The sequence below is a fragment of the Streptomyces sp. WMMC500 genome (assembly GCF_027497195.1).
Classification (GTDB): Bacteria; Actinomycetota; Actinomycetes; order Streptomycetales; family Streptomycetaceae; genus Streptomyces.
Genome location: NZ_CP114905.1, coordinates 6,211,351 through 6,234,762, shown reverse-complemented (window position 1 = coordinate 6,234,762; position 23,412 = coordinate 6,211,351). Strand labels below are relative to the sequence as shown.

At 69.4% G+C, this 23,412-nt stretch carries 21 protein-coding genes; 12 read left to right on the top strand and 9 right to left on the bottom strand.

Annotated features, from left to right (window positions below; translation table 11 throughout):
- The first annotated feature begins 1 nt into the window (after position 1).
- The 4 genes from O7599_RS26910 (at position 2) to O7599_RS26890 (ending at position 6,129) form a co-directional block, all read left to right on the top strand.
- Positions 2–883, top strand: a complete 882-nt coding sequence (locus O7599_RS26910; RefSeq protein WP_281618183.1) for a siderophore-interacting protein — start codon at positions 2–4, stop codon at positions 881–883.
- Between the two features lie 110 nt (positions 884–993).
- Positions 994–2,553: an aspartate aminotransferase family protein gene (locus O7599_RS26905; RefSeq protein ID WP_281618182.1), complete on the top strand. Its 1,560-nt coding sequence runs from the start codon at positions 994–996 to the stop codon at positions 2,551–2,553.
- On the top strand, positions 2,519–3,817 hold the full coding sequence (locus O7599_RS26900; protein WP_281618181.1) for a lysine N(6)-hydroxylase/L-ornithine N(5)-oxygenase family protein: 1,299 nt from the start codon (positions 2,519–2,521) through the stop codon (positions 3,815–3,817). Before O7599_RS26905 ends, O7599_RS26900 begins: the two co-directional genes overlap by 35 nt.
- Entirely contained in the window at positions 3,817–6,129 is a 2,313-nt protein-coding gene (locus O7599_RS26890) for a GNAT family N-acetyltransferase (RefSeq protein ID WP_348652567.1), read from the top strand. Before O7599_RS26900 ends, O7599_RS26890 begins: the two co-directional genes overlap by 1 nt.
- A gap of 177 nt (positions 6,130–6,306) precedes the next feature.
- On the opposite strand, the gene O7599_RS26885 is transcribed toward O7599_RS26890, so the two are convergent.
- From O7599_RS26885 to O7599_RS26875, 3 genes are all read right to left on the bottom strand, one after another.
- Entirely contained in the window at positions 6,307–7,458 is a 1,152-nt protein-coding gene (locus O7599_RS26885; protein ID WP_281618180.1) for a DUF6596 domain-containing protein, read from the bottom strand.
- Positions 7,455–7,862, bottom strand: coding sequence for a YciI family protein (locus tag O7599_RS26880; RefSeq protein WP_281618179.1), 408 nt, complete (start codon positions 7,860–7,862; stop codon positions 7,455–7,457). The genes O7599_RS26885 and O7599_RS26880 overlap by 4 nt, the downstream gene beginning before the upstream one ends.
- Before the next feature lie 120 nt (positions 7,863–7,982).
- Complete coding sequence (locus tag O7599_RS26875; protein WP_281618178.1) at positions 7,983–9,254, bottom strand: MFS transporter; 1,272 nt, start codon at positions 9,252–9,254, stop codon at positions 7,983–7,985.
- A gap of 83 nt (positions 9,255–9,337) precedes the next feature.
- Here O7599_RS26875 and O7599_RS26870 point away from each other — a divergent pair, with 83 nt between their 5' ends.
- Positions 9,338–9,877, top strand: coding sequence for a CGNR zinc finger domain-containing protein (locus tag O7599_RS26870; RefSeq protein ID WP_281618177.1), 540 nt, complete (start codon positions 9,338–9,340; stop codon positions 9,875–9,877).
- An 85-nt stretch (positions 9,878–9,962) separates the two neighbouring features.
- Here O7599_RS26870 and O7599_RS26865 read toward each other — a convergent pair whose 3' ends face one another.
- The gene (locus O7599_RS26865; RefSeq protein WP_281618176.1) at positions 9,963–10,631 is read right to left on the bottom strand and encodes a cinnamyl alcohol dehydrogenase; all 669 of its coding nucleotides are present in this window, start codon (positions 10,629–10,631) and stop codon (positions 9,963–9,965) included.
- Between the two features lie 557 nt (positions 10,632–11,188).
- On the opposite strand from O7599_RS26865, the gene O7599_RS26860 reads away from it, so the two are divergent.
- Together O7599_RS26860 and O7599_RS26855 are read left to right on the top strand one after the other, a co-directional pair.
- Positions 11,189–11,536, top strand: a complete 348-nt coding sequence (locus tag O7599_RS26860) for a trypco2 family protein (RefSeq protein ID WP_281618175.1) — start codon at positions 11,189–11,191, stop codon at positions 11,534–11,536.
- Positions 11,533–14,886 carry an NACHT domain-containing protein gene (locus O7599_RS26855; protein ID WP_281618174.1) on the top strand — a complete coding sequence of 1,118 codons (3,354 nt, stop codon included), beginning with the start codon at positions 11,533–11,535 and terminating at the stop codon, positions 14,884–14,886. The genes O7599_RS26860 and O7599_RS26855 overlap by 4 nt, the downstream gene beginning before the upstream one ends.
- 260 nt (positions 14,887–15,146) lie before the next feature.
- Here O7599_RS26855 and O7599_RS26850 read toward each other — a convergent pair whose 3' ends face one another.
- Positions 15,147–15,713, bottom strand: a complete 567-nt coding sequence (locus tag O7599_RS26850; RefSeq protein ID WP_348652566.1) for a hypothetical protein — start codon at positions 15,711–15,713, stop codon at positions 15,147–15,149.
- Between the two features lie 158 nt (positions 15,714–15,871).
- Between O7599_RS26850 and O7599_RS26845 the strand changes: the two genes are divergently transcribed.
- A complete protein-coding gene (locus tag O7599_RS26845; protein WP_281618172.1) occupies positions 15,872–16,795 on the top strand; it encodes an FkbM family methyltransferase in 924 nt (307 codons plus the stop codon).
- 610 nt (positions 16,796–17,405) lie between these two features.
- Here the strand turns inward: O7599_RS26845 and O7599_RS26835 are convergent.
- The gene (locus tag O7599_RS26835; protein WP_281618170.1) at positions 17,406–18,215 is read right to left on the bottom strand and encodes a GntR family transcriptional regulator; all 810 of its coding nucleotides are present in this window, start codon (positions 18,213–18,215) and stop codon (positions 17,406–17,408) included.
- A gap of 278 nt (positions 18,216–18,493) precedes the next feature.
- Positions 18,494–18,667 (bottom strand): hypothetical protein, encoded by a 174-nt coding sequence (locus O7599_RS26830; RefSeq protein ID WP_281618169.1) that lies wholly within the window; start codon positions 18,665–18,667, stop codon positions 18,494–18,496.
- Positions 18,668–18,897: 230 nt separating this feature from the next.
- On the opposite strand from O7599_RS26830, the gene O7599_RS26825 reads away from it, so the two are divergent.
- On the top strand, positions 18,898–19,581 hold the full coding sequence (locus tag O7599_RS26825) for a hypothetical protein (RefSeq protein ID WP_281618168.1): 684 nt from the start codon (positions 18,898–18,900) through the stop codon (positions 19,579–19,581).
- 14 nt (positions 19,582–19,595) lie between these two features.
- Here the strand turns inward: O7599_RS26825 and O7599_RS26820 are convergent, their stop codons facing one another.
- Positions 19,596–20,354, bottom strand: a complete 759-nt coding sequence (locus O7599_RS26820; protein ID WP_281623530.1) for a glycosyltransferase — start codon at positions 20,352–20,354, stop codon at positions 19,596–19,598.
- A gap of 5 nt (positions 20,355–20,359) precedes the next feature.
- The gene (locus O7599_RS26815) at positions 20,360–21,148 is read right to left on the bottom strand and encodes a GntR family transcriptional regulator (RefSeq protein ID WP_281618167.1); all 789 of its coding nucleotides are present in this window, start codon (positions 21,146–21,148) and stop codon (positions 20,360–20,362) included.
- Between the two features lie 315 nt (positions 21,149–21,463).
- Between O7599_RS26815 and O7599_RS26810 the strand changes: the two genes are divergently transcribed.
- From O7599_RS26810 to O7599_RS26800, 3 genes are all read left to right on the top strand, one after another.
- Positions 21,464–21,841: a hypothetical protein gene (locus O7599_RS26810; RefSeq protein WP_281618166.1), complete on the top strand. Its 378-nt coding sequence runs from the start codon at positions 21,464–21,466 to the stop codon at positions 21,839–21,841.
- 81 nt (positions 21,842–21,922) lie between these two features.
- Positions 21,923–22,231: a hypothetical protein gene (locus O7599_RS26805; protein WP_281618165.1), complete on the top strand. Its 309-nt coding sequence runs from the start codon at positions 21,923–21,925 to the stop codon at positions 22,229–22,231.
- On the top strand, positions 22,228–23,397 hold the full coding sequence (locus tag O7599_RS26800) for a hypothetical protein (protein WP_281618164.1): 1,170 nt from the start codon (positions 22,228–22,230) through the stop codon (positions 23,395–23,397). Before O7599_RS26805 ends, O7599_RS26800 begins: the two co-directional genes overlap by 4 nt.
- Positions 23,398–23,412: the final 15 nt, after the last annotated feature.

The window sequence follows — 23,412 nt, the reverse complement described above, 5'->3', positions numbered from 1 at the left end:
CGTGACCACGGAACCGACCGCGCAGACCCGGGAGCCGGCGGCGGACACCGCGCCCGCCGAGCCGTTCCGCTTCTTCCGCCTCGACGTCACCCGCACCGAGCGGCTCAGCCCCACCCTCCTGCGCGTCACCTTCGGGGACGACGGCTCCGGCAGCCTCGACGGCTTCGCCTCCGGCGGGTGCGACCAGAGCCTGTCGCTGTTCCTGCCGCACCCCGGCCAGGCGGAGCCGGTGATGCCCACGGGCCCCGACTGGTTCGACGAGTACCGCGCGCTCGACCCGGACGTACGGGCCGTGCTGCGCTCGTACACGGTGCGCGCGCAGCGCCCCGGCGAGGTCGACATCGACTTCGTGCTGCACACCGACCCGGCGGGCCCCGCCGCGCGGTGGGCGAGCGGGGCCGAGCCCGGCGACCGGATCATCGCGCTGGGCCCGGCCGTGCCGGACAACACCGGCGTGCGCTTCCGGCTGCCCGCGGGCGCCGACCACGTCGTCGTGGCCGCCGACGAGACCGCGCTGCCGGCCGCCGCGGCGATCCTGGAGTCGCTGCCCGCGGGGCTGCCGGCCAAGGCGTGGATCCGCGTCCCGCACCCCGGCGACGCACTGAAACTGGACACCCCCGCGGACGTGGAGATCACCTGGCTCACCGGCCCCACCGCCGGCGTGGTCGACGCACTGCGCGCCGCGGAGCTGCCCGCGGGGACGCCGTACGCCTGGCTCGCGGGCGAGGCGGGGATGGTGCGGGAGCTGCGCCGGCAGCTCGTACGGGAGCGGAAGTTCGACCGCCGGGCGGTCGCCTTCACCGGCTACTGGCGCCGCGGCGCCTCCGAGGACCAGTTCCGCTCCGAGGCGGAGGCCGGCGACGACTCCCCCACCGCGGGGTGAGCCGGCGACGCGTGGCCGAAACGACGGGGGCGAGAGCCCTAGGACCAAATACTTAGGTTAGGCTTCCCTAAGTTTCTGGGTCCCATCCCGTCGTAGTGAGGACAGCATCCATGAGGTCCCACCTGCTCAACGACCGCACCGCCGGCACCTACCGCCGTACGGTCACCGCAGGCGTCGAGCACATCGCGGCCCGACTGGCCCATGCAGACCGCCCGTTCACGGGCATCACACCCCCCGCCCTCGCCCCGGTCGTCGACGCCGTCGACCTCGACCTCCCCCTCGGTGACGCCGCCGCCGCCCTGGAGGAGCTGGACCGGCTCTACCTGCGCGACGCCGTGTACTTCCACCACCCGCGCTACCTCGCCCACCTCAACTGCCCCGTCGTCATCCCCGCCGTGCTCGGCGAGGCGGTGCTCTCCGCCGTCAACTCCTCTCTGGACACCTGGGACCAGTCCGCCGGCGGCACGCTCATCGAGCGCCGCCTCATCGACTGGACCGCCGCCCGCATCGGCCTCGGCCCGGCCGCGGACGGGGTGTTCACCTCCGGCGGCACCCAGTCCAACCTGCACGCCCTGCTGCTCGCCCGCGAGGAGGCGTGCGACGGCGTACGCAAACAGCACGGCGCCGGGCTGCGCACCGCCGAGATCCTGCCCCGGCTGCGCATCCTCGCCTCCGCGCACGGCCACTTCAGCGTCCGCAAGGCGGCCTTGCTGCTCGGCCTCGGCGAAGAGGCGGTCATCGAGGTGCCGTGCGACGCGGAGCGCCGGATGCGGCCCGCCGCGCTGGCCGCGGCGCTCGCGCAGGTGCAGCGCGACGACCTCGTCCCCATGGCCGTCGTCGCCACCGCCGGCACCACCGACTTCGGCAGCGTCGACCCGCTGCCGCAGATCGCCGGGCTCTGCGCGGGGTACGGCGTGTGGCTGCACGTGGACGCGGCGTACGGCTGCGGGCTGCTGGTCTCCGGCCGCCGCCGGCACCTGCTCAGCGGCATCGAGCGCGCCGACTCCGTGACCGTCGACTTCCACAAGTCCTTCTTCCAGCCGGTCAGCTCGTCGGCCGTGCTGGTACGGGACCGGGCGACCCTGCGGCACGCGACGTACCACGCCGAGTACCTCAACCCCGAGCGCATGGCCGCCGAGCAGATCCCCAACCAGGTCGACAAGTCGCTCCAGACCACCCGCAGGTTCGACGCGCTCAAGCTGTGGCTGACGCTGCGGGTCATGGGCGCCGACGGCGTCGGCGCGCTCTTCGACGAGGTCTGCGACCTCGCGGGCGCCGGCTGGCGGCTGCTGGACGAGGACCCCCGCTTCGAAGTCGTCGCCCGGCCGCAGTTGTCGACGCTGGTCTTCCGCTACGCCCCGGGGAGCACGGCAGGCGCGGCAGGCGTGGCCGGCACCGGAGCGGACCCCGCGCTCGCCGACCCCGCTCTCGCCGACCCCGCGCTGATCGACGCCGCCAACCTGCACGCCCGCGCGCAACTGGCCGCCTCCGGTGCCGCGATGGTGGCGGGCACCAAGGTCGACGGCCGGCACTACCTGAAGTTCACGCTGCTCAACCCCGAGACCACGACCGAGGACCTCGCCGCCGTCCTCGACCTCATAGCCGAGCACGCCGCCGCCTACACGGGAGAATCCCTTGTCCCCGACGTCCCCGCAGTCCCCACCCGCTGAGCGCCGCGTCCACGACTTCGTCGCCGTCGGCCTCGGCCCGTTCAACCTGGGCCTGGCCTGTCTGGCCGAACCGGTCGACGGCCTCGACGGCGTCTTCCTGGAGCGCAAGCCCGACTTCGACTGGCACTCCGGGATGTTCATCGAAGGCAGCACGCTCCAGACGCCGTTCATGTCGGACCTGGTCACGCTGGCCGACCCCACGTCCCCGTACTCCTTCCTGAACTACCTGAAGGAGACCGGGCGGCTGTACTCCTTCTACATCCGCGAGAGCTTCTATCCGCTGCGCGAGGAGTTCAACGACTACTGCCGCTGGGCCGCCGCCAAACTTCCGAGCGTGCGCTTCGGCGAGGAAGTCACCGCCGTCCAGCGGGACGCGGCCGACGGCACGTACGTCGTGCGCACCCAGCGGGGCGAGTACCGCGGGCGCCGGCTGGTCCTGGGCACCGGCACGCCGCCGTACGTGCCCGGGCCGTGCGCCGGCCTCGGCGGCGACCTGATCCACAACAGCCGCTATCTGGAGCACAGGGAACGGCTGCGCGCCAAGGAGTCGGTCACGATCGTCGGCAGCGGCCAGAGCGCCGCCGAGATCTACTACGACCTGCTCCAGGACCTGAGCCCCGACGGCTACCACCTCACCTGGGTGACCCGCTCGCCGCGGTTCTTCCCGCTGGAGTACACCAAGCTGACGCTGGAGATGACCTCGCCCGAGTACGTCGACTACTTCCACGCGCTGCCCGCGCCCGTCCGCGACCGGCTGGGCCCCGCGCAGAAGAACCTCTACAAGGGCATCAACACCGAGCTGATCGACGCCATCTTCGACCTGCTCTACGTCAAGTCCCGCCGCGGCCCGGTGCCGACCCGGCTGCTCACCAACACCGCCCTCGTCTCCGCCGGGTACGCGGACGGCACGTACACCCTGGGCCTGCGCCACGAGGAGCAGGGCCGGGACTTCGACCTGGCCACCCAGGGACTGGTGCTGGCCACCGGCTACCGCTACGCGGAGCCGCCGTTCCTCGCCGGCATCGCCGACCGCCTCGCGCGCGACGAGCGGGGGCGCTTCGCCGTCGCCCGCAACTACACCGTCGACCGCGCGGGCCGCGAGGTCTTCGTGCAGAACGCCGAGCTGCACACGCACGGCTTCGCCGCCCCCGACCTCGGCATGGCCGCGTACCGCAACTCCTGCATCATCCGCGAGATGGCGGGCCGCGAGGTCTACCCCGTCGAGAAGTCCATCGCCTTCCAGGAGTTCGGAGCGCCGGCCTGATGAAACTCACCCTGCGCCCCCTGGACCCGGTCCAGGACGCGCCGCTGCTGCACACCTGGGTCACCCACCCCAAGGCCGCCTTCTGGCTGATGCAGGGCTGCACGCCGGAGGAGGTCGAGAAGGAGTACGCCCGGATCTCCGCCGATCCGCACCACGACGCCTTCCTCGGCCTCGCCGACGGCGTCCCCGCCTTCCTCGCCGAGCGCTACGACCCGGCGCACCGCGAGCTGACCGGCGTGTACGACGCCGAGGACGGCGACGTCGGGATGCACTTCCTGACCGCGCCGGCGGACACCCCGGTGCACGGATTCACCCGGGCGGTCATCACGGCGGTGATGGAGTGGCTGTTCGCCGACCCGGCGGTGCGCCGGGTCGTGGTCGAGCCCGACGCGCGCAACACCGCGGTGCACGCGCTGAACGAGGCCGTGGGCTTCCGCGTGGCGCGCCGCGTACGCATACCCGGGGACCCCGGGAAGGACGCGCTGCTGAGCTTCTGCACCCGCGCGCAGTTCACCGCAGCGCAGACGGCGGCCACCGCCCCCGACGCCACCGGGCACCTCACCCCCGACCGCTGGGCGGAGGCCACCCGCCGGCTGCTGGCCAAGGCGATCGGCGAGTTCACCCACGAGCGGCTGCTGACGCCGGAGCCGCGGGGGGTCGGCTCGTACGCGCTACGGGCGGGGGACGCCGAGTACCGCTTCGAGGCCCGGCGCTACGCGCTGGACCACTGGCGCGTCGCCCCGGACACCGTCAGCCGGCACGCCCCCGGCGACCCGCCGGAGGGGTCCGGGCTCGACGCGCTGCGGTTCTTCACGGAGCTGCGCAAGCCGCTGGGGCTGAGCGACGAGGTGCTGCCCGTGTACCTGGAGGAGATCACGTCCACGCTGGCGAGCACCGCGTACAAGCTCACCGGCCCCGAGGACGCGGACCTCGCGCACGCGGACTTCCAGCGGATCGAGGCGGGGATGACCGAGGGCCACCCCTGCTTCGTCGCCAACAACGGCCGCCTGGGCCTGGGCGCCGGGGACTACCGCGCGTACGCCCCCGAGACCGGCGCCCGCACCCGCCTCGTCTGGCTCGCCGCCCACCGCGACCGGGCGACGTTCACCTGCGCCGCCGACCTCGACTACGACACGCTCCTGCGCGCCGAGCTGGAGCCGGGCGTACGCGAGGACTTCGCCGCCCGGCTGCGGGCCCTGAACCTGGACCCGGACGACTACCTGCTCATGCCCGCGCACCCCTGGCAGTGGGAGCACAAGCTCTCCGTCACCTTCGCGGGCGAGGTCGCCGCGCGCCGGCTGGTGTACCTCGGCGAGAGCGCGGACACGTACCAGCCGCAGCAGTCGATACGCACCTTCTTCAACACCTCCGCGCCCCGGCGGCACTACGTCAAGACCGCGCTGTCCGTCCTCAACATGGGCTTCATGCGCGGGCTGTCGGCCGCGTACATGGAGGCCACGCCCGCGATCAACGACTGGGTCGCCGGGCTGGTCGAGCAGGACGAGGTGCTGCGCGGCACGGGCCTTGCGATCCTGCGCGAACTGGCCGCGGTCGGCTACCGCCACGAGGCGTACGAGGCCGCCACCGCCCCCGGCTCGCCGTACCGCAAGATGCTCGCCGCGCTGTGGCGGGAGAGCCCGGTGCCGCGGCTCGCCGAGGGGCAGCGGCTCGCCACGATGGCGGCGCTGCTGCACACCGACCGCGCGGGCCGGCCGCTGGCGGCGTCGCTGATCGAGGGCTCGGGGCTGCCGCCGGAGGTGTGGCTGCGCCGCTATCTCGACGCGTACCTGACGCCGCTGCTGCACGCCTTCTACGCGTACGGGCTGGCGTTCATGCCGCACGGCGAGAACGTCATCCTGGTGCTGGACGAGGCGGGGGCGGTGGAGCGGGCGCTGTTCAAGGACATCGCGGAGGAGGTCGTGGTCATGGACCCGGACCTGCCGCTGCCGCCGGCGGCGGAGCGCATCCGGGCCGAGGTCCCCGACGACATGCACCTGCTGTCCGTCTTCACGGACGTCTTCGACTGCTTCTTCCGCTTCCTGGCACCGCTGCTGGACGAGGCGGGGGTGCTGGGCGAGGAGGACTTCTGGCGCACGGTCGCGGAGTGCGCGCGGGACTACCGGGCGGCGGTGCCGGACCTGGCGGACAGGTTCGAGCGGCACGACCTGTTCGCGCCGGAGTTCGCGCTGTCGTGCCTCAACAGGCTGCAGTTGCGGGACAACCGGCAGATGGTCGACCTGACGGACCCGTCGGCGGCGCTGCAGTTGGTGGGCACGCTGAAGAACCCGCTGGCCCCGTACGCGGAGAGGTGACGCTCTCGCCCCACACCCGAACCCCTGCCCGAGAAAGGCAACCCCCCGCACACCCGCCCAAGGGTAGGCCGCCCCACCGACAAAGCCCGCCGACGCACGACGCACGGCGCACCGCGCATCGCGCACAGCGCACAGCGCCCGGCGACCACCGGCGGAGCGCCGCCTTCACCCGCGCCATCACCCCCGCAGCAGCGTGTTGAGCCGCGCCGCCTGCCGCGTCAGGTGATCCCGTTCCGGGATGTTCGGCGCCGAGCGGGCCGCCTCGGCGTACAGCCGGGCGGCCGTCTCGGCGTCGCCGTCCCGCTCGTGCAGGTACGCCGCCACCGCCGCGTACCGCGGCAGCGACGGGTCCAGCTCCGCCAGGGCCGCAAGCCCCGCCCGCGCGCCGTCGGCCTCGCCCACCGCCACCGCGCGGTTGAGCCGGGCCACCGGGCTGTCGGTGAGGCGGACGAGTTCGTCGTACCACTCGACGATCTGCACCCAGTCCGTCTCCCCCGCCACCGGGGCGTCCGCGTGGAGCGCGGCGACGGCCGCCTGGGCCTGGAACTCCCCCAGGCGGTCGCGGGCCAGCGCCGCCTGGAGGATCCGGACGCCCTCGGCGATCAGTCCGGTGTCCCACAGCCCGCGGTCCTGCTCGGCGAGCGGCACCAGCCTGCCGTCGGCACCGGTCCGCGCCGGCCGGCGCGCGTGGTGCAGCAGCATGAGCGCCAGCAGCCCCGCGACCTCCTCGTGGCTGGTCCTGGCCGCCAGTTGCCGGGTCAGCCGGATCGCCTCGGCGGAGAGGTCGACGTCGCCGGAGTAGCCCTCGTTGAAGACGAGGTAGAGCACGCGCAGCACGGTCGCGACGTCGCCGGGCTGGTCGAACCGTATGCCGGAGACCGTCCGCTTGGCCCTGCTGATCCGCTGGGCCATGGTGGCCTCCGGCACCAGGTAGGCCCGCGCGATCTGCCGCGTGGTCAGGCCGCCGACCGCGCGCAGCGTCAGCGCGACGGCCGAGGCCGGCGTCAGGGACGGGTGTGCGCACAGGAAGTAGAGCTGGAGCGTGTCGTCCACCGACCCGCCCGGGGCGGCGGACGGCACGGGCTCGGCGTCGACCTGCTCCTCGCGCCGCCGCCGGGAGGTGTCGGCCCGTACGGCGTCGAGGAACTTGCGCCACGCCACCGTGACCAGCCACCCCTTGGGATCCCTCGGGGGGTCGTCGGACCAGGTGCGCACGGCCTCGACCAGGGCGTCCTGGACGGCGTCCTCGGCCGCCGCGAAGTCTGCTCCGCGGCGGACGAGAACTCCGATGACCTCGGGCACCAGCTCCCGCAGCAGCGGCTCGTTCACTCGGCGGCCGCGGCCTGCACGCCGTAGGCCGGGCGGATCTCGAGCCACTCGTGGATCGGCTTGCCGCCCGCGCCCGGCGCGGCCGACAGCTCGGCGGCCAGCTCCAGCGCGCGGTCGTAGGTCTCGACGTCGATGACCATCCAGCCTGCGATGAGGTCCTTGGTCTCGGCGAACGGCCCGTCGGTGACGGGCGGCCGCCCCTCGCCGTCGTAGCGGACGAAGGTGCCCTCCGGGGCGAGCGCCTGCTCGCCGACGAACTCGCCGGTGGCCTCCAGCCGGGTGGCGAAGTCACGCATGTACTGGATGTGGGCCGTGACCTCCTCCGGCTTCCACTGGTCCATCGGGACGTCGTTGACCGCCGCCGGCGCGCCACGGTAGTGCTTGAGCAGCAGGTACTTGGCCATGATGTTCTCCTTGCCGGGATCAGGGCCCATTGTGGGCCGCATTCACCCCTGGGACGCAGCCGATCGCCGTTTCTCGACAGCCCCGCGGAAAAAATTTCCGGGGAGCCGTCCGGCACGCCCTCAGCGCAGCGCGTCCGCGCCCCGGCGCGCCGCCCGCAGGAAGAACGGGACCGTCAGCGCCGAGGCCACCGCGAAGAAGCCGAACGCCGCCCGCGGTCCGGCGAGTTCCGCCAGCAGCCCCACCAGCCCGGCGCCCAGCGGCATCGCGCCCCAGGCGAACATCCGGTTCGCGGAGCTGAACCGGCCGAGCATCGCGTCCGGCACCGCCCGCTGGATGACCGTACGGCTGTTGACCGTCCACAGCGTGCCGCCGAGCCCGCCGAGGAACGCCGCCGCGGCGACGGCGCGCGCGTCCGCGGTGAGCGCCGGGACGGCGGCCATCGCGGCGGTGCCGACGAGGTCGGCGAGCATCACGCGGCGGCGGCCCAGCAGCCTGCCCAGCCAGGTCACGGTGGCGGCGCCGAGGAGTCCGCCGATGCCGAGCGCGCTCAGCAGGGCGCCGTACTCGCCGGGCGTCAGGCCCATGTCGCGGGTGGCGTACAGGGGGATGAGCGCGAGCCAGGCGCCCCAGGTGCCGGAGAGCACGGTGAGGATGAGGGAGAGGGAGCGCAGCAGGCGGTGCCGCCACAGGTAGCGCAGGCCCTCGGCGATCTGCCCGTTGACGGTGGTGGCGGGCGCCCGCTCCCCCGGCTCGCTCCCGTACGGTACGGGGCCGGCCCGGAACCGCCCCGCGAGCAGCAGCAGCACGAGCGCCGCCGCGGCGTACGCGGCCCAGGTCGCGCCCAGCGCGTACCCGGCGCCCAGCGCGACGAGCAGCCCGCCGACGAACGGCCCGGCGAACTCGCTGAACACCGTCTCCGCCCCGGCCATCCACGCGTTCGCCCCGTCCCGGCCGGCGGGCGGCACCGCGGCGGGGACCAGCGCGGTGGCCGCCGTGGAGGCGACGACGTCGGCGACACCGACGGCCGCGCCGGCGGCGGCCAGCAGCCAGAGGGACAGCCCGCCGCTCGCGGCGGCGACGAGCAGCGGCACCATCACGAGCAGCCGCAGCACGTTGACGACCCACAGCAGCCGGCGCCGGTCGACGCGGTCGGCGAGCACGCCCGCGTGCAGGGCGACGAGCAGCCAGGGCAGCGAGATGGCCAGCGCCACCCCGGTGACCTGCGCGGGGGAGCCGCCGGCGCGGGCGGCGAGCAGCGGCAGGGCCATCTTCACGACGCCGTCGGCGAGGTTCGTCAGCCCGGTGAACGCGACGAGCACGGCGGTGTTGCGGCGCCCGGCGGCCCGCCCGACCCGCAGGTGATCACCCTCCAGAACCGCAGACGAACCCACCGCACCCACCCCACTAACCATCAAAGCCGTTGACCGGTGAGACGAAGTTACCAGCAAACGCGATAGCCGGTAAAGTGGGTCTCATGCGCGCACCGCCTCGGGCCGCCGAGCTGGTGGCCGACTTCGCCAACACCCTGGACGTCCACGCCGGCACGGACACGCTGAGCACCCCGGACGAGCTGGCCGCCTGGTTGACGGACCACGACCTGCCGCCCGCCGGCACCCCCGGCCCCGCCCTGCACGCGGCGGCCGTCGCGCTCCGCGCGGGCATCCGCGAGCACCTGGGCACCCACGTCGGCGACACCCCCGACCGCGCCGTCACGGCGGCGGCCGACGCGGCGCTGACCCGCTTCCCGGTCCACATCGCCGCCGACGGCACCCTCACCCCCGCCCCCGGCCTCACGCCCGCCGAGCGGGCGGTCGCGGAGCTGGCCGTCGCCTGGAGCACGCTGACGATCACCGGGGACGCCGCACGCCTGAAGCGCTGCGCGGAGCACACCTGCCACGAGGTGTTCTGGGACACGTCGAAGAACCGCAGCAAGCGCTGGTGCTCGATGCAGGGCTGCGGCAACCGCGCCAAGGCCCGCAGCTACGCCGCCCGCCGCGCCGCCGCCTCCGGCTGACCCACGCCGGGAACGCGCCGGGATCGCGCCGGGGCCCGTACCGCCCGAGCGGCACGGACCCCGACCGAAGAGGACGATCTGCCGCCTACCGCCGCCAGTACTTGACGTTCCGGAAGCGGGACTCGGCACGCCCCGAGCCGTGGTGGTAAACGCCGTTCTTGAAGTGCCGGGTGGCCGAGCCCCGGTCGGTGGTGCGCAGGGCCTCCACGTTGTCGAACCACACCGTGATGTCCCGGGTGCCCGCGTCGTGGGCGACCTTCATGTTGAACCACCGGTTGTAGATGCCGCTCTTGAGCGTCTGCCGGTCGAAGTACTTCAGCGAGCCGCCGGACGAGTTGTAGACGTTGAACATGATGTCCGTGGCCGGGGTGCCGGGGGCGCCGCCCCGCACGCGGAGGATCTGCATGACCGTGGCGCCGTTCGTGCCGGAGGGTACGTAGACGTCGGCGTCCCACATGTGCTGCCCGGACGAGTACTCCTGCCGCCACCGCATCTCGGTCCTGGGATCGGTGTTCGAGGACTGCGTGTGCGGCTTGTCGGTGTCGTACACCCACAGCCTGTGCTCGCCGCCGCTGGACGAGTAGCGCTGGCTGACGGGCAGGTCCCAGGGCTTCTGCACAGTGAAGTCGAACGGCGTCTGCGTCCAGCCGGTCGTGGGATCCGCGGCGTGGGCGGTGGGCTGGTGCACCAGCCAGGTGGCGCCGCCGGCCGTCAGGCCGAGGGCCGTGAGCATGGTTCGCCTTGTGGGGGTCATGTCAAAAGTCTAGCGAATTGGTCCAGACCTGAGAACGGAATCGCGGAACGTCCACCGCGGACAGCCGTCAGGCCCGGCACTCCGCATCGGAGCGCCGGGCCTGACCTGCGTATACCTGAGGGTGAGTGACGGGACTTGAACCCGCGGCCACCTGGACCACAACCAGGTCACACGTGCTCCGTGACCACGCCCAGAGAACTGCACTGCTGGTCAAGTCATCGGATTATATCGGTCTCGCTCGGCCATCTTGGCGTACAGATCCAAGATCTACTCCCACACCGCTCCCCGGGCGGTGCCAACGCTTGCGCCTGGTAGCGAGAGATCGCTAGATGTGCCAACTCATTACGTTGGCGCCACAGCCGAGATCGACAACTTGCCCCACGATGTCCTCGGGCCGCAGTAGCCAGGACATGGGGCAGCAGATGCAGGCATGCTCGTTGAGGCGGGAGTCGTCGACCCGACGGTGCAGATGCTGATGGGAGAAGGAGCGAAGCCTCGGCAGAGCGGACCCGACATCGCTACGCTACTGATTCGGGCATCAGGGCGATGGGGACGATATGAGCGACGAAAGCCATGAGAACACCGAACATGCCGTTGAACTGGACAAGGCCGTGCAGGCCATCCGAAACGGTTTGATCGCTGCGGCTGAACGGGCTGAGGAGCAGGATCTGGCGTTCGAGCTGGGTGACATTCAGATGGAGTTCACCGTAGAGCTACGCAAGGAGCTTAAGGGCGGCGGCAAGGTCAGGGCTTGGGTCCTGGAGGCTGGAGCCGACGCGACGCAGATCTCGGCAACAACCCAACGGGTGGCGTTCACGCTCAAGCCCAAGGACAACCGCACGGGTGATGCCTGGAAGGTAGGCAACGAGAACGACGGCAGCGTCGCGGGGTTCGGGTCTCGGTGACAGCAACCACCCGCCAAGGAGGCGCCCATGCAGCCCCTGTCGTCCACCCCGCCGAGCGTGTAGTGGCCGTACTCGGCGAATGCCAGGGCACCGGTGTCCTGCTCACCCCCCACCTCGTCCTGACGAGCTTGCATCTGTTGAGCAGCGGCCAACTACTTTCGGGCCAAGCTCAGGACCGATCCCTGGTAGTGGCGCACCCACGCAGCTCTGAACTCGTTCCCTGTGAGGTGATCTGGTTCAACGCCGAAGTCGACGTAGCTCTGTTACTCGCCGAACGGAACGTCCTGAGCGCCGATCAGGCTGCGCGGCTCGGCAGCATTCGACTTGGTGAGCTGGCCACCGAATCACCCCTGCCGAACTGCGAGATCATCGGTTTCCCAGACATACAACGATACGGTGCCGGGGGGCGGCTCGACCTGGATCAGTACCTCGGAACCGTGCTCCCGCTGGCAGGGCGCGTCCGTGGTGATCTGACATGCGCACTGGACCTGCCTCCTGCTACGGAGCGCGGTGATGGCACCTCGCCACTGGCGGGCCTGTCTGGGTCCCCTCTCTTCGCCGGCCCCGTCCTCTTGGGCCTGGTCACAGAGATACCGAAAGGACGCAACCACCAGCGCGTCACGGCAGTCGCCATGGAACGCCTGTTGGCGGATCAGCGCTTCCTGGACCGATTCCGCCGACTGTGTCCCTACGCCCGCCGAGAACGCGTCACTGATTTCCACCCCCAGGACCTGCGTTACGAGCCGGACTACGCGAACGCCATCGGCGCCCGCTACCGAAAGACAGAGATCTTCGGCCTGGAGGAACTCGGGCGCAATGAGTCCACCTGGGATCTGGAGACCGCATATCTGGCGTTGGAGGCCGAAACCTCCGACCAGGCACGTCGGCGCCCGCTGGGGCCAGGCCCTCAACGCGTCAACGACTTGCTGGCCGATCGCCCTCGCATCCTGCTGCGTGGCGAAGCTGGCGCTGGCAAGACCACTCTCGTCTGGTGGCTGGCCGCACACTCAAGCGCGGGCACGTTGGGCCCCGAACTCGCTGATCTAAATAACTTGGTGCCGTTCGTTGTTCCGCTGCGTGGAATCCGTGCACAGGGTCGCCCTTTCCCCAAGCCAGCCGAACTCCCTCTCGCCGCAGAACTCCAAGTCGACAATCCGCCAGAGGGCTTCGCCCGCCGGGTGCTGGAGTCCGGCCGTGCTCTGCTGCTGGTCGATGGATTGGACGAAGTTCCGCGTAGAGACCGGACGGCCGCCGCAAGTTGGCTCTCAGAGGTTCTTCACCGCTTTCCGGATACGCGGTGCATCGTGACCGTTCGGCCGTTGGCTGTTGACGAGAACTGGCTGACCGATGACGGGTTCGATGAGCTGCGGTTGCTTCCAATGCGTGACCCCGATATTCGAGAATTCGTGGCGGCGTGGCACCGCGCTGCCGTGGGCAGTCGTGACGAGCTAGCTGGACTTGAGCGGGACCTGAACCAACAGCTTGCCAGGAATCTTGCGTTGCGCGACCTAGCTCGGACGCCACTACTCTGTGCTGTGATCTGCGCTCTACACCATCGCAATCGGGGCCTTCTGCCAGACAATCGTTGGGCTCTGTATCGCTCCGCGTTGGCCATGCTCCTGGGGAGCCGGGACAAGCAGCGGCAGATAGGCACCCCGGAGGACATTACTCTCGGTGTCGAGGAGCAGCAGCAGTTGCTGCAGCGTATCGCGGTCTGGCTGGTGCGCGGCGGTCAGACCCAACTGTCACACGAGGACGCGATCGAACAAATCACGCTCGCCCTGAAGGGTATGTCCCGGGTCCGTAAGAGCGCCACCCCAGAGCGCTTACTGATCCACCTTCTCAATCGCAGCGGTCTACTCCAGGAACGCAGCCGGGATGCGATACAATTCATCCACCGCACATTCCAGGACTATCTTGCAGCCAAGGAGTTCCGCGAGAGCGGCTCCCTGAACGAAATGCTGCAACATGCCGTCGATGAAGAGTGGCAAGACGTGATCCGGCTCGTGATCGGACACTGCGACCGTGGGCAGACACGGAACATCGTGGAGAAGTTGATCGCCCAAGGCGACACGGTGGACGACCACGAGACCCAGGCTGATCTGTACGTTCTGGCGGCGCACTGTGCCTTCGAATCGGCCTACTTCGAAGATCTAGACGATATAGAGAAGCGTTTGGGTCAACTCATGCCGCCGAAGCCTATGGACACCAATCGGCTCGTGTCACTGGGACCGGTCGTCCTGCCGCTACTGCCAGGACCGGAAGGTCTTGGGAAGGAAGAGGCCGCCAGGGTAGTGGAAACTGCAGCAGGAGTGGCGGGCCGTGAAGCCATGGAGATTATCCGATGCTTCACGGTGCGAAAAGAATTCTCCGTCCGTCGACAACTAGTTATGAACTGGGGGAAGTTCCCCATTCGCGAGTACGCACGAGACGTACTCTCCCAAATCTCTCTCCAGGACATGACGTTAGACGTCAATAACCTTGAGAAGCTGTCGCAGGTCCGCGCACTAGGCCCGCTGAGAGGGCTTTCACTTCGCGGCTCACTCCCACTCGCAGCGGTGGCCAAGGAATTGACCGAGGCGAGGGTGCGAGAGCTTTCCTTTATCAATAATCAGCTTGTCGAAAACTTCGCATTCCTGGCCAGGCAGCAGGACCTACGCAGGCTCCAGGTCAAGAATTGTCCCCGCGTCACGGATCTGTCAGCGCTCGCCGCTCTGGCTTTGCGTCACCTTACGCTCAGCATCGAGCATTTGCCTCCAACTGCGCTAGATTCCATCAGCAACATCGCAACCTTGGAGCAGCTTGTTTTGGAGCCACTCCCTCATGCTTGTCGTGATGCTTTGCCCCGCGCGCATCCCGGCGTTAAACAACTCGAACTAAGCGTCCAAGAGCCCGTGCGACTCGACGGTCTGCCCGAGTGGAGTGGATTACAATTATTGCGTCTCGGTGGCCCTGTAAACATCTTCCAGGCGTTGCACGTCGCACGAGAACTGCCGGAACTCAGACAACTACGAATCGAACTGCGGCGGATTACTGATCTCGCACTCGTACAGCCCCTTCCCCGCATCTCCGCCTTGACCCTGGCCAGAGTGGAGGATCTCCACGACCTCGGGCAGATCGCAGAGAAATTTCCGGCGCTCAGGTCTCTACACCTTTCTCCCTCCGTAGCGCGCTCACGCCTCGACCCCGACGAGCCACTCGACCTGACACCACTGGCAGACATGACGGAACTCAAAATTCTCATCTTTATGCGCAGGCGTGCCCCCATTATCGGTGCCGACCTCTTCGGAGATCGCCTGCGCACTGTTGGGAGCCGCATCCAGCGAACACTCAACCAGACCGCAAGATGAAACCGTCGGCTAAAGGTTATCTCGTAACTGTCTCTTTCCGCTCGGGTGGTCGGTCGAGTTCGAACAAGGGCCGGTACGGGTGAGTCTTTCGGCCCGGATGCGTGAAAGAGGGGCCTCTTGGTGGTGCTCCACGCCCCCAGAGGGGCACAGTGCGTCCCACAGACTTGCGCACCAAATCGGGCTGGGCTGACTCGTCGTGACAGCGTGACGGCGGTGACTCCCCCGGGTGTTGCAGCCTTCGTCTCAGATAGCACGAGGGCTCAGACGTTGCCAGTGTCGTCCTGGCCCTGTCCCGTTGGCGGTAGTAGGAGGTCGCGTTGGGGGTGTTGTTGGCCGGTTACGCGGCCGAAGACTCCTAGGTCTTCTCGGGCGCTGTCGTGGAAGGCGTTGATGCGCTGGAACACTGTGCGGTGTCGTTGGCGCCACTCGGCGAGGGTGCCTGTGATGCGGCCGGTGGCTTGCCAGTCGATCTCTTGGGCTACGGCGTTGACCTCGTGGCCGGCTTCTACGACTCTGTCGTTGCCGAGGAGCATGATGCGTTCGAAGGCTCGTCCGCGTAAGCGGGTGGCTTCGGCCAGCTCCGTTGTGAGGTCCTGTTCGCTTCGCTCGGCCTCATAGAGGCCCTCCCGGTGCTGGTAGAGGGAGGAGGCGAGGAAGACGCAGGCGCGGACCTGGTCGATGTAGTCGCCGTAGGCATCGAGCTTCCGGTCATCCCACCGGGTGTGCAGCTCGTGGCGGAGGCGTCGGCGTTCCGCGAGGGTGTTGGTCATGTAGGTCATCGCAGCGCCGACGAGCACTGCGGAGATCGTCAGGAGCTGCTGGCCCACCCCCACCTCTTTCCGCCCTCCAGACCAGACACGTCAAGACGTCTTGTGGATTCTAGGGAAGGGGCCGGTGCCGGGGGAACGGGCATCCTGAGCCAGTCCCGGGCCCTCTCGGTGGCGGGGTTATCGTTCGGGGTGATCCCGGTGGAGAGGGCATACGCATGAGGAGCACGCTCGCAGAGACGCTGGTCACCCTTGGCCGGCGGTACGTGCGCGATGCTCCGGTGTCCGTTGGGAAGGGGGCGCTGGCCACGCGCTACCTGAATCCGCATCTCCGCGACCATCCCAGGCAGCGTGTGACGGAGACTCGCTTCGGGGCGCGGTTCGCCGTCGACACGAGGGACCTTATCCAGCGGTACGTGTACATGTTCGGCGTCTGGGAGCCGCACATGACAGGTTGGCTTCAGCGTCGGCTCCGGCCCGGGGACACGTTCGTGGACGTCGGCGCCCACGTCGGGTACTTCAGCATGCTGGCGTCACGGCTCGTTGGAGATGCCGGGCGCGTGGTGGCTATCGAGGCGTCTCCGGCGTTCTACGGCCGGCTTCGGCACCACGCCGACCTCAACGGCTTCGGCAACGTGCGTGCTGTCAACGCCGCGGTGTCGGACAGCCGGGAGACCCTGACGTTCATCCTGGCCAGCTCGATCAACACGGGGGCGAACAGCATCGTCCCGTACGACGGGCCCGTTGAGTCGTCCTTCGAGGCCGAGGCACGCCCGCTGCCGGATCTGCTGGAGTCGGCCGAGGTAGCGCAGGCGCGCGTCATCAAGGTGGACGTTGAAGGTGCGGAGGGGAAGGTTGCCCGGGGTATGGCTGCTCTGCTGGACCAGCTCCGGCCCGACGCTGAGATCACCATCGAAGTGACTCCGGAGCGGATGGCCCAGCTAGGGGACTCCGTAGACGAGCTGATGGAGACCATGACGCGGGCCGGCTTCCATGCATATCGCCTGGCGAACGACTACGCGCCGGCGAGCTACCCGCCGGCGCTGCGGCGGGCGCCTGCCGTCCCGACGCGGCTTCGGGGCAAGGTCGACGGCGAGAGCGACCTGATCTTTTCCCGGGTCGACGCGGACGAACTGCCATGAGCTGACGAACACGGGCCGGCCCTCGACCCTTGGTGCGCCGAGGGCCAGCCCTTCACTGTCACGCCTGACTTGCTTACGGACGTCGAATCTTCAACGCCGTGCGGACCCTTCGGGGCCAGGCCCTCTGCCTCTTCGTGGGGCGCTGCTTCTCGTCGTCCCGCTCTTCGCTGAGCGTGCTCAACCGCTCGCCCCGGGACTCGGCGACCCGCAGAGCGTCGCGCAGGCACTCGCTGAGTCGCAGCGCGACAAACCGCAGCTCGGTTTCACTCGCCTTCTCGGTGAGTACGTCGTTAGACATGCGCAGGACGTCGCTGCCCGTGTCAAGTTGCTGGTGCTCCACGAAGTCGGCGTACTGCGAGACTGATCCACCGTCTTCCGCGTAGCAGGGCCGTCCCAGCTCGTTGACCCAGGGCAGCAATCGGAGTGTGCGCTGCGGTGTATTCACGTCTGCGCCTCCGCCTCTGCGTGGCGGCGCACGAGGTGCCGCTTCTGCCACACCCGAACGTCCGTCTCCCGGCTCCAGTCGCACTCACGTCGCGCTGCGCGCAACTGCTGCTCCAGCCAGCGGCACCTTTCGCACGTCCCATCTGTGACATGACTGCCGTCGTCGTCAGTCACGTGATACCTCCTTGTCGCTGTCTGGTGGGTTTGAGCCCCGGCCGAGCCGGCTCGCTTCGCGTTGCTCGGCCGTCGCCGTTATGGGTTCGCCCTCGTCGCTGCGGAGTCCGAAATGCGTGGTGAAGATCGCCTCTGTGCACTGGCCCGGGAGGATGACCACCGCTCCCTCGACCACCTGACCGGCGATGTCACTGAGGGTCCGTCTGATTACCAGGACCGTCCCTCTCGGGCTGATCTGCAGGGTGCGGGCCTCGGAGGACGTGGGCAGGCGCGAGAAGAGCCGTTCTGTGCTGGACGCCAGTTGTACGCCGGACTCCGTCAACTGCTGACGGATGTCGTGCCCCCAGGGACGCCGGAACTCTTCCGGTGAGATCAGCGCGGCCAGCCGTGCCGGCACGTACGCGTGGGTGAGGCTTCGGGGACGAGTGCCCCGGCGGGCGAGATAGGTGTACGCGGTCACTTTCTCGCCCTCCTCAACCTCCAGGAGTGCGGCAACGCGGGCGTCTGCCTTCATCTCCACCGTGCTCACATTGGTGTTGAGGCCGTGCCAGCCCGTGGTGCGTGCCGTGCCGGGGTAGGTCAGGCGCTCTGCGGGCCAGCACACGAAGTTGCCGCTGCCGTGGCGCTTGTCCAGCAGGCCCTCGTTCTGCAGTTGTTCGAGCGCGAGCCTGAGCGTGGGGCGGCTGACGCCGTACACATCGGCCAGCTTGTCCTCGGCCGGAAGCCGCGTGCCGTTCTCGTAACTGCCCTGGGTGATCTTCTGTCTGAGCTGATCCGCGACGTCCCGGTAGTGGGTCGCCATGCGCGTGATCACCTCCAATCGGCTCGTGTGGCAACGGGGGTGAAGCGGGACGACGGCTTGCCGTGGCGCAGGCCGCGGGCACCGGTGCCGGTTCCGCGAGTGGGCATGAGGAGGTTCCTCCCTCATGGATGTCCTGGGAGGAGAAGCCATCGCAACTCCTTAAGTTATCTTAAAGAGTTGCGATGCGAAGTCAAGCCACGACGCCATTTCGCGGGACAGGCTCAGGGGGCGAACCGGGCGGGCGTCATGGGGAGGCTGCTGGCCGTGGGACGGGGGCATCAGGGCGGGGCGGTGACCCGCATCCAGAGGGGGTTTCCGAAGTCGTCCCTGGTGCCGTCGGTGCAGGGTGTGGTCCCGTCGCAGTCGGCGGCGGTGTCCAGGGTGTTGACGTTGCGGGAGTCAGCGGAGTCAGCGGAGTCACCGAAGTTGGGGAGGTTGACGGAGAAGCGCATACCGGCGGGATGCGCTGCGCACGGCGCAGGAGGAGTCGCATGCGAGGCGGGCCGGCTGCCCGGCCGACGGGACCTGCCCCCGGATGACGTACCCGCGGCAAAGGGCGCGACTCCATGGGGGAAGATGGGGCGCCCCCCAACTTCCCGTCCCAGGAGTGGTCATGAGGTCTTTAGTCCGTGAAATCAGCAGATCCCGGCACAGAACCACCGGATGGCTTGTCGTAGCCGTCTTGACGATCGCTCTGGCCGGCTGCGGGACCCGGACCAGTGCCGAAGACATGCGCCTTGATGAGGTGCTGGACGCAACTTTCGAAGAGGCTGACACGCTGACGTCGACGAAGACGCTGACGGACGGGACGATGGTGATGCGTACGGCCGTCGTCGACGGCACTGTGCTGTGCGATATGCAGATACGTATGGGCAAGGCCCGCACCGAAATGCTGGTGACCGACTCGGCAGTCTATTCGCGCACCAACAAGGTGGCGCTCCGACGTGCTGCGGCCAGTACGGAGGATGTTCGGCCCGAGCTGATCGAGATGATGGACGATCGCTGGGTGAAGCGCGCCAGCGCCCAGTTCACGGCCGACTTGGCGCGCGAGTCCCTGTGCGATCGGACCGAGCAGCGATCCGGTCTTGAAGACACGTTCCTCGCCCCGAAGAACCGCGGGGACGGGGAGGAGCAGGACGGGACCCTGAACGGCCGCCCTACCACCAGGATCACCTTTACTGAAGGGCCGAAACCGGTGGAGGTCCATGTCGCAGCCGAGGGTCCGCCGTACCTGCTGAAGATCACCGAACGGGGCGGTGTGGTCTGGACATTCAGTGATTTCGACAAGCCGTATCGAACGACCGCGCCTGCGAACGCGATCGATGAGGGCGAGCTGCCGGAACAGCTCGTGGCCGCCTTGGGATGACGCGCTGCGCTCGGTCAGCCGCTGACCGGGATGGTCCAGTCGAGCTGCGTCAGTGTGTGGGCTCTGGCCGCGATGACGGACATGCGGGCTTCCAGCTCTGCCGCGTTGCTGTGGGGTGCCTGGCTGGTCATCTGGCCTGGCCACTTGCGGTAGAGGAGGCCCGCTTCGCGGATGAACCAGCCGCGGCTGACTGCGTTGAGAGCCAGGAGGAGGCCCGTGTCTTCCGAGGCCGGCAGTGCCATCCAGCCGCCGAGGGCGAGGAGGAGGTCACGGCGGACGCAGAGGGTTGCCGGGTGGACCTGGGCGCGGAAGTCGTGGGCCTCCCAGTGTTCCAGTACCGCTCCGCGTTCTAGCGGGCCATCGTCCGGGTCCTGGTCGAAGCCGGCCGTCGAGCCGTCCGGCAGGAGGTCGAGGACGCGTGAAGTCGTCCAGCCGACGTTCGGGTTGGCGTCCAGGACGGCGATGTCACGGGCCAGTGCGCCCGGGGTGAGTTGGTCGTCGGCGTCAAGTACCTTCACGAGTTCGCCGTGCGCCTCTGCCAGTGCCATCGTGCGCGTCACCCCGGGGCCGCCGCCGCGGCCCTGGCGGAAGGTCACGCGGATGTCGTTCGGCACGTGGGGCGCTACTTCCTCGCCGGTGCCGTCCTCCCGGATGGACCAGTGCCACTCCCAGCCGGCGGGAAGCTCCTGCATCTCCAGGGACTTGTACGCGTCCTGGAGGTACGCCGCGGATGCTGCGTGGACGGCGGTCACGACGGAGATGCGGCGGGCCATGGTGGTCACCACCGGTCCAGGTGCGTGACGACGTGCACGTGGGTCCGGTCGCCCGGCAGCGTGATGTCTGAGATCTCCACCGGCCGGCCGGTGGTGTCGTATGAGATCTTGCGTGCCAGGAGGACGGGCATCCCCGGCGGTAGCTCCAGCTCTTCCGCCTCCTCCGGCGTCGGCGGGCGGGTGGAGTAGCTCTCCTCGATGCGGTCCAGCTCTATGCCGACCGTGTGGAGCTGGTTCATCGTGCCGCCCGGCCACGGCTCCTTCGTCTCGTCCAGGAGGTCCGGGTTCTCCGCGACCAACTCGCGTACGAGGTACGAGGTGACCAGGGCGAACGGTGCCCGTTCGGCGGCGTAGCGGGTGCGGTAGGTGCGTTCGACGAGTGCCGTGCCCTCGGGCACGCCGAAGGCTTGGGCGATGTCCTTTGAGGCCTCGGTTTCCCGGTATGAGGCGTGGAAGACCAGGTCATCGACCTTCAGGCCGGTGTCGTACTCGGTCGCGCCGGTCTTCTGGCGGTGCTCTTCCGGTTCGCGGGCGCGGTCCTTCTCCCACTGGTGGCGTTCGTTGGTCCGCTGCACTGTGCTGCGTGGGCGCCGGACGAAGCTGCCCCTGCCGTGCTGCTTGTCGATCAAGCCTTCGTACTGCAGCACCCGGAGGGCGGCCTGCACGGTCGGTCCGCTCTTGCCGTACCGCTCCACCAACTCCGCTTCGGAGGGGAGTCGGTCGCCGGGTTTGAGGTCGCCGTCGCGGATCGACCCGCGGAGGTCGTTCGCGATGCGCTCGTATTCCTTCGCCACGGCTCGTGTCCCTTGTCGTCGCCTCGGAGCCCCAGGTGGAGGGCGTGTCACCTGACACCAGCCTAGCGCTCCTAAAGAGGACTTGACGAGTTGAGCGACGTACGTCATAGTCGAGGAACTCCTAAAGAGAACTTGATAACTTGATCTCTTAAGGAGTCACCTCGAACGGTCTGCACCTTGAGAACTCCACAGCGTGACGAGCGAACGAGTGTTTTTGATCTTTGGCGCCGCCGCCAAGCGGCGTCGGAGGTCATGACCACTCGCTCCGCCGAGTGATCGACGCAACCCATCCGCTACCGCACGCGAAGGGTTCCCATGTGGCTCGCCATCGGTGACATCGTTCAAGAGCGCGGCGGCAGCAACGCCCTCGGTGCCGTCGTCGGCGTCGCCGCCCACGGCACCGGCCGCTTCGTCCTGGTCGACATCCCCGGCGCCGGCCTCCGCCCCATACCCCCCGACGACCTGACCGTCGCGGCCCGCAGGCCCGCGCCCGCGTCGACCGCCCGAGGACTGGCGGCGCTGTCCGCGCTGGTGTTGGCCGTCGTCGGGACGTACGTCAGTTGTCTGTCCGCGCAGGAAGCCGGCGCCGGATGGCTACTGACCCTGCTGTCCGGCTACGGGGCCTTCACCGCCGTGTTGACCGCCCACCGCGGGTTGCAGCGGATCACGGGTCCGCGACGCTTCCGCGTCTGACCACCCCTGCCGGAGCGGCGGCCGACGGGTCACGAAGCCCGCCGCCCGGCTCGCCCATCCCATCGAGGAGGCAGAGAGATCATGCGTGCTGACGACGGCGGCCAGGGGACCCTGGACGCCTTCGAGTCCGAGGCGTTAACGCTCGGATACGAGACCACCTGGGCCGAGGACTTCCGCAGGCTGTTCCTCGGCCCGGCCGTGACGAACGAACCGGTCGAGTCGACCGAGGACCGCGCGGCGCGCCTCGCGGCGGCCGACGACGTCTTCGCTGAGCTGCAGGAGCAGGGCGCCGGCGACGAAGTCGCCCGGTCGAACGCCCGCTACGCGGCGCGGCTCCGCCGGTACGCCAGGGCCCGGCGGTGGACGCCGCGGCCGAGGCGGGCGGCATGAAGCCAGTAGCTCACATCCCCTGGGGGCCGAACGTCCTGATCGCTGCCACGGCGGCGCTCCTCGGGCTGGTACTCCTCTCGTTCGCGCTGCGCCGACTGGCTCGGTACGCGAGGCTCGACACCCCCGCCGTGCGCGTTGCCGCCCTCGCCGCGGCGAGCTGCACGGCGTACAGCGCCGACACGAGCTGGCGGTTCGCCGAGGACTACCTGGACATGGGGAGCACGGGCGAACGGGCGGCGATGTTCGCCGCCGCGGAGCTGGGGCTGTTCGCCTCGGCGCTCATGGCGCGGCAGAACCTCAACGGCCCCATGAAGGCGCCCGGCGTCCCCGGGTTGCTCGTCTGGGCCATCACGGGCGTACAGATCATCCCCGCGTACGCCGAGTCCGGGCCGCTCGGCGGCACAGTCCGTGCCTTTGTCGGGCCGTTCCTGGCCGCCGTGCTCTGGCACCTGGCCATGGGCATCGAACTCCGCCACCGCAGGCCCGGCGCGGAGTCTCACGGCCTGCTGGCTGTAGCCGGGCGAGAGGTGCGCGAGCGGCTGCTGTCCCGGTTGGGGATCACCGAACGGGACCGGAACGCCGCACAGATCAGCCGGGACCGCGCCACCCTCCGCGCGGTCGAGCTGGCGGCGCGCCTGGCGGCCCTGCCGCCGGAGCAGCGGGCCGGCCGGCGCGGACGAGGCATCGCGCGGCGGCTGTCGGCCGCGGTGGCGAACGCATCGGCGGGGGCGGACCGGGAGCAGCGGCGGAAGCTGCTCGAACTGCTCGCGGCGCGGCGGCACGCAGCCGATCTGGCGACGGTGCCGCTTGCCTCTCCGTGGACGGAGGAGGTCGACGATCCGGTCGCCTGGGCGCTGGCCGAGGAGGTTCGCGGGCAGATGCGGCGGGCGACCGAGAGCATCCGGCAGGCAGGCCAGCCGGGAGTGTTCACCCTCGGCGCCACCCTGAACGGAGACGACCGTTCACCTGAACACGCCCCGGAGCCCCAACCGCCGGTCAAGCTCGACACCGCCGAGGCTCAGCAGGTCATCGAGGACGGTTGGGCCGAGGGCCTGACCGTGCGTGAGACCGCGAAGCGGGCGACCCGCTCGCCGAGTTACGTGCACGGCGTGTTCGTGCGGCTCGGCGCCGAACGCGGCCCGCGGCCCGCCTCCGGCCGGCCGTAGCCGCCCCGCCCCTCT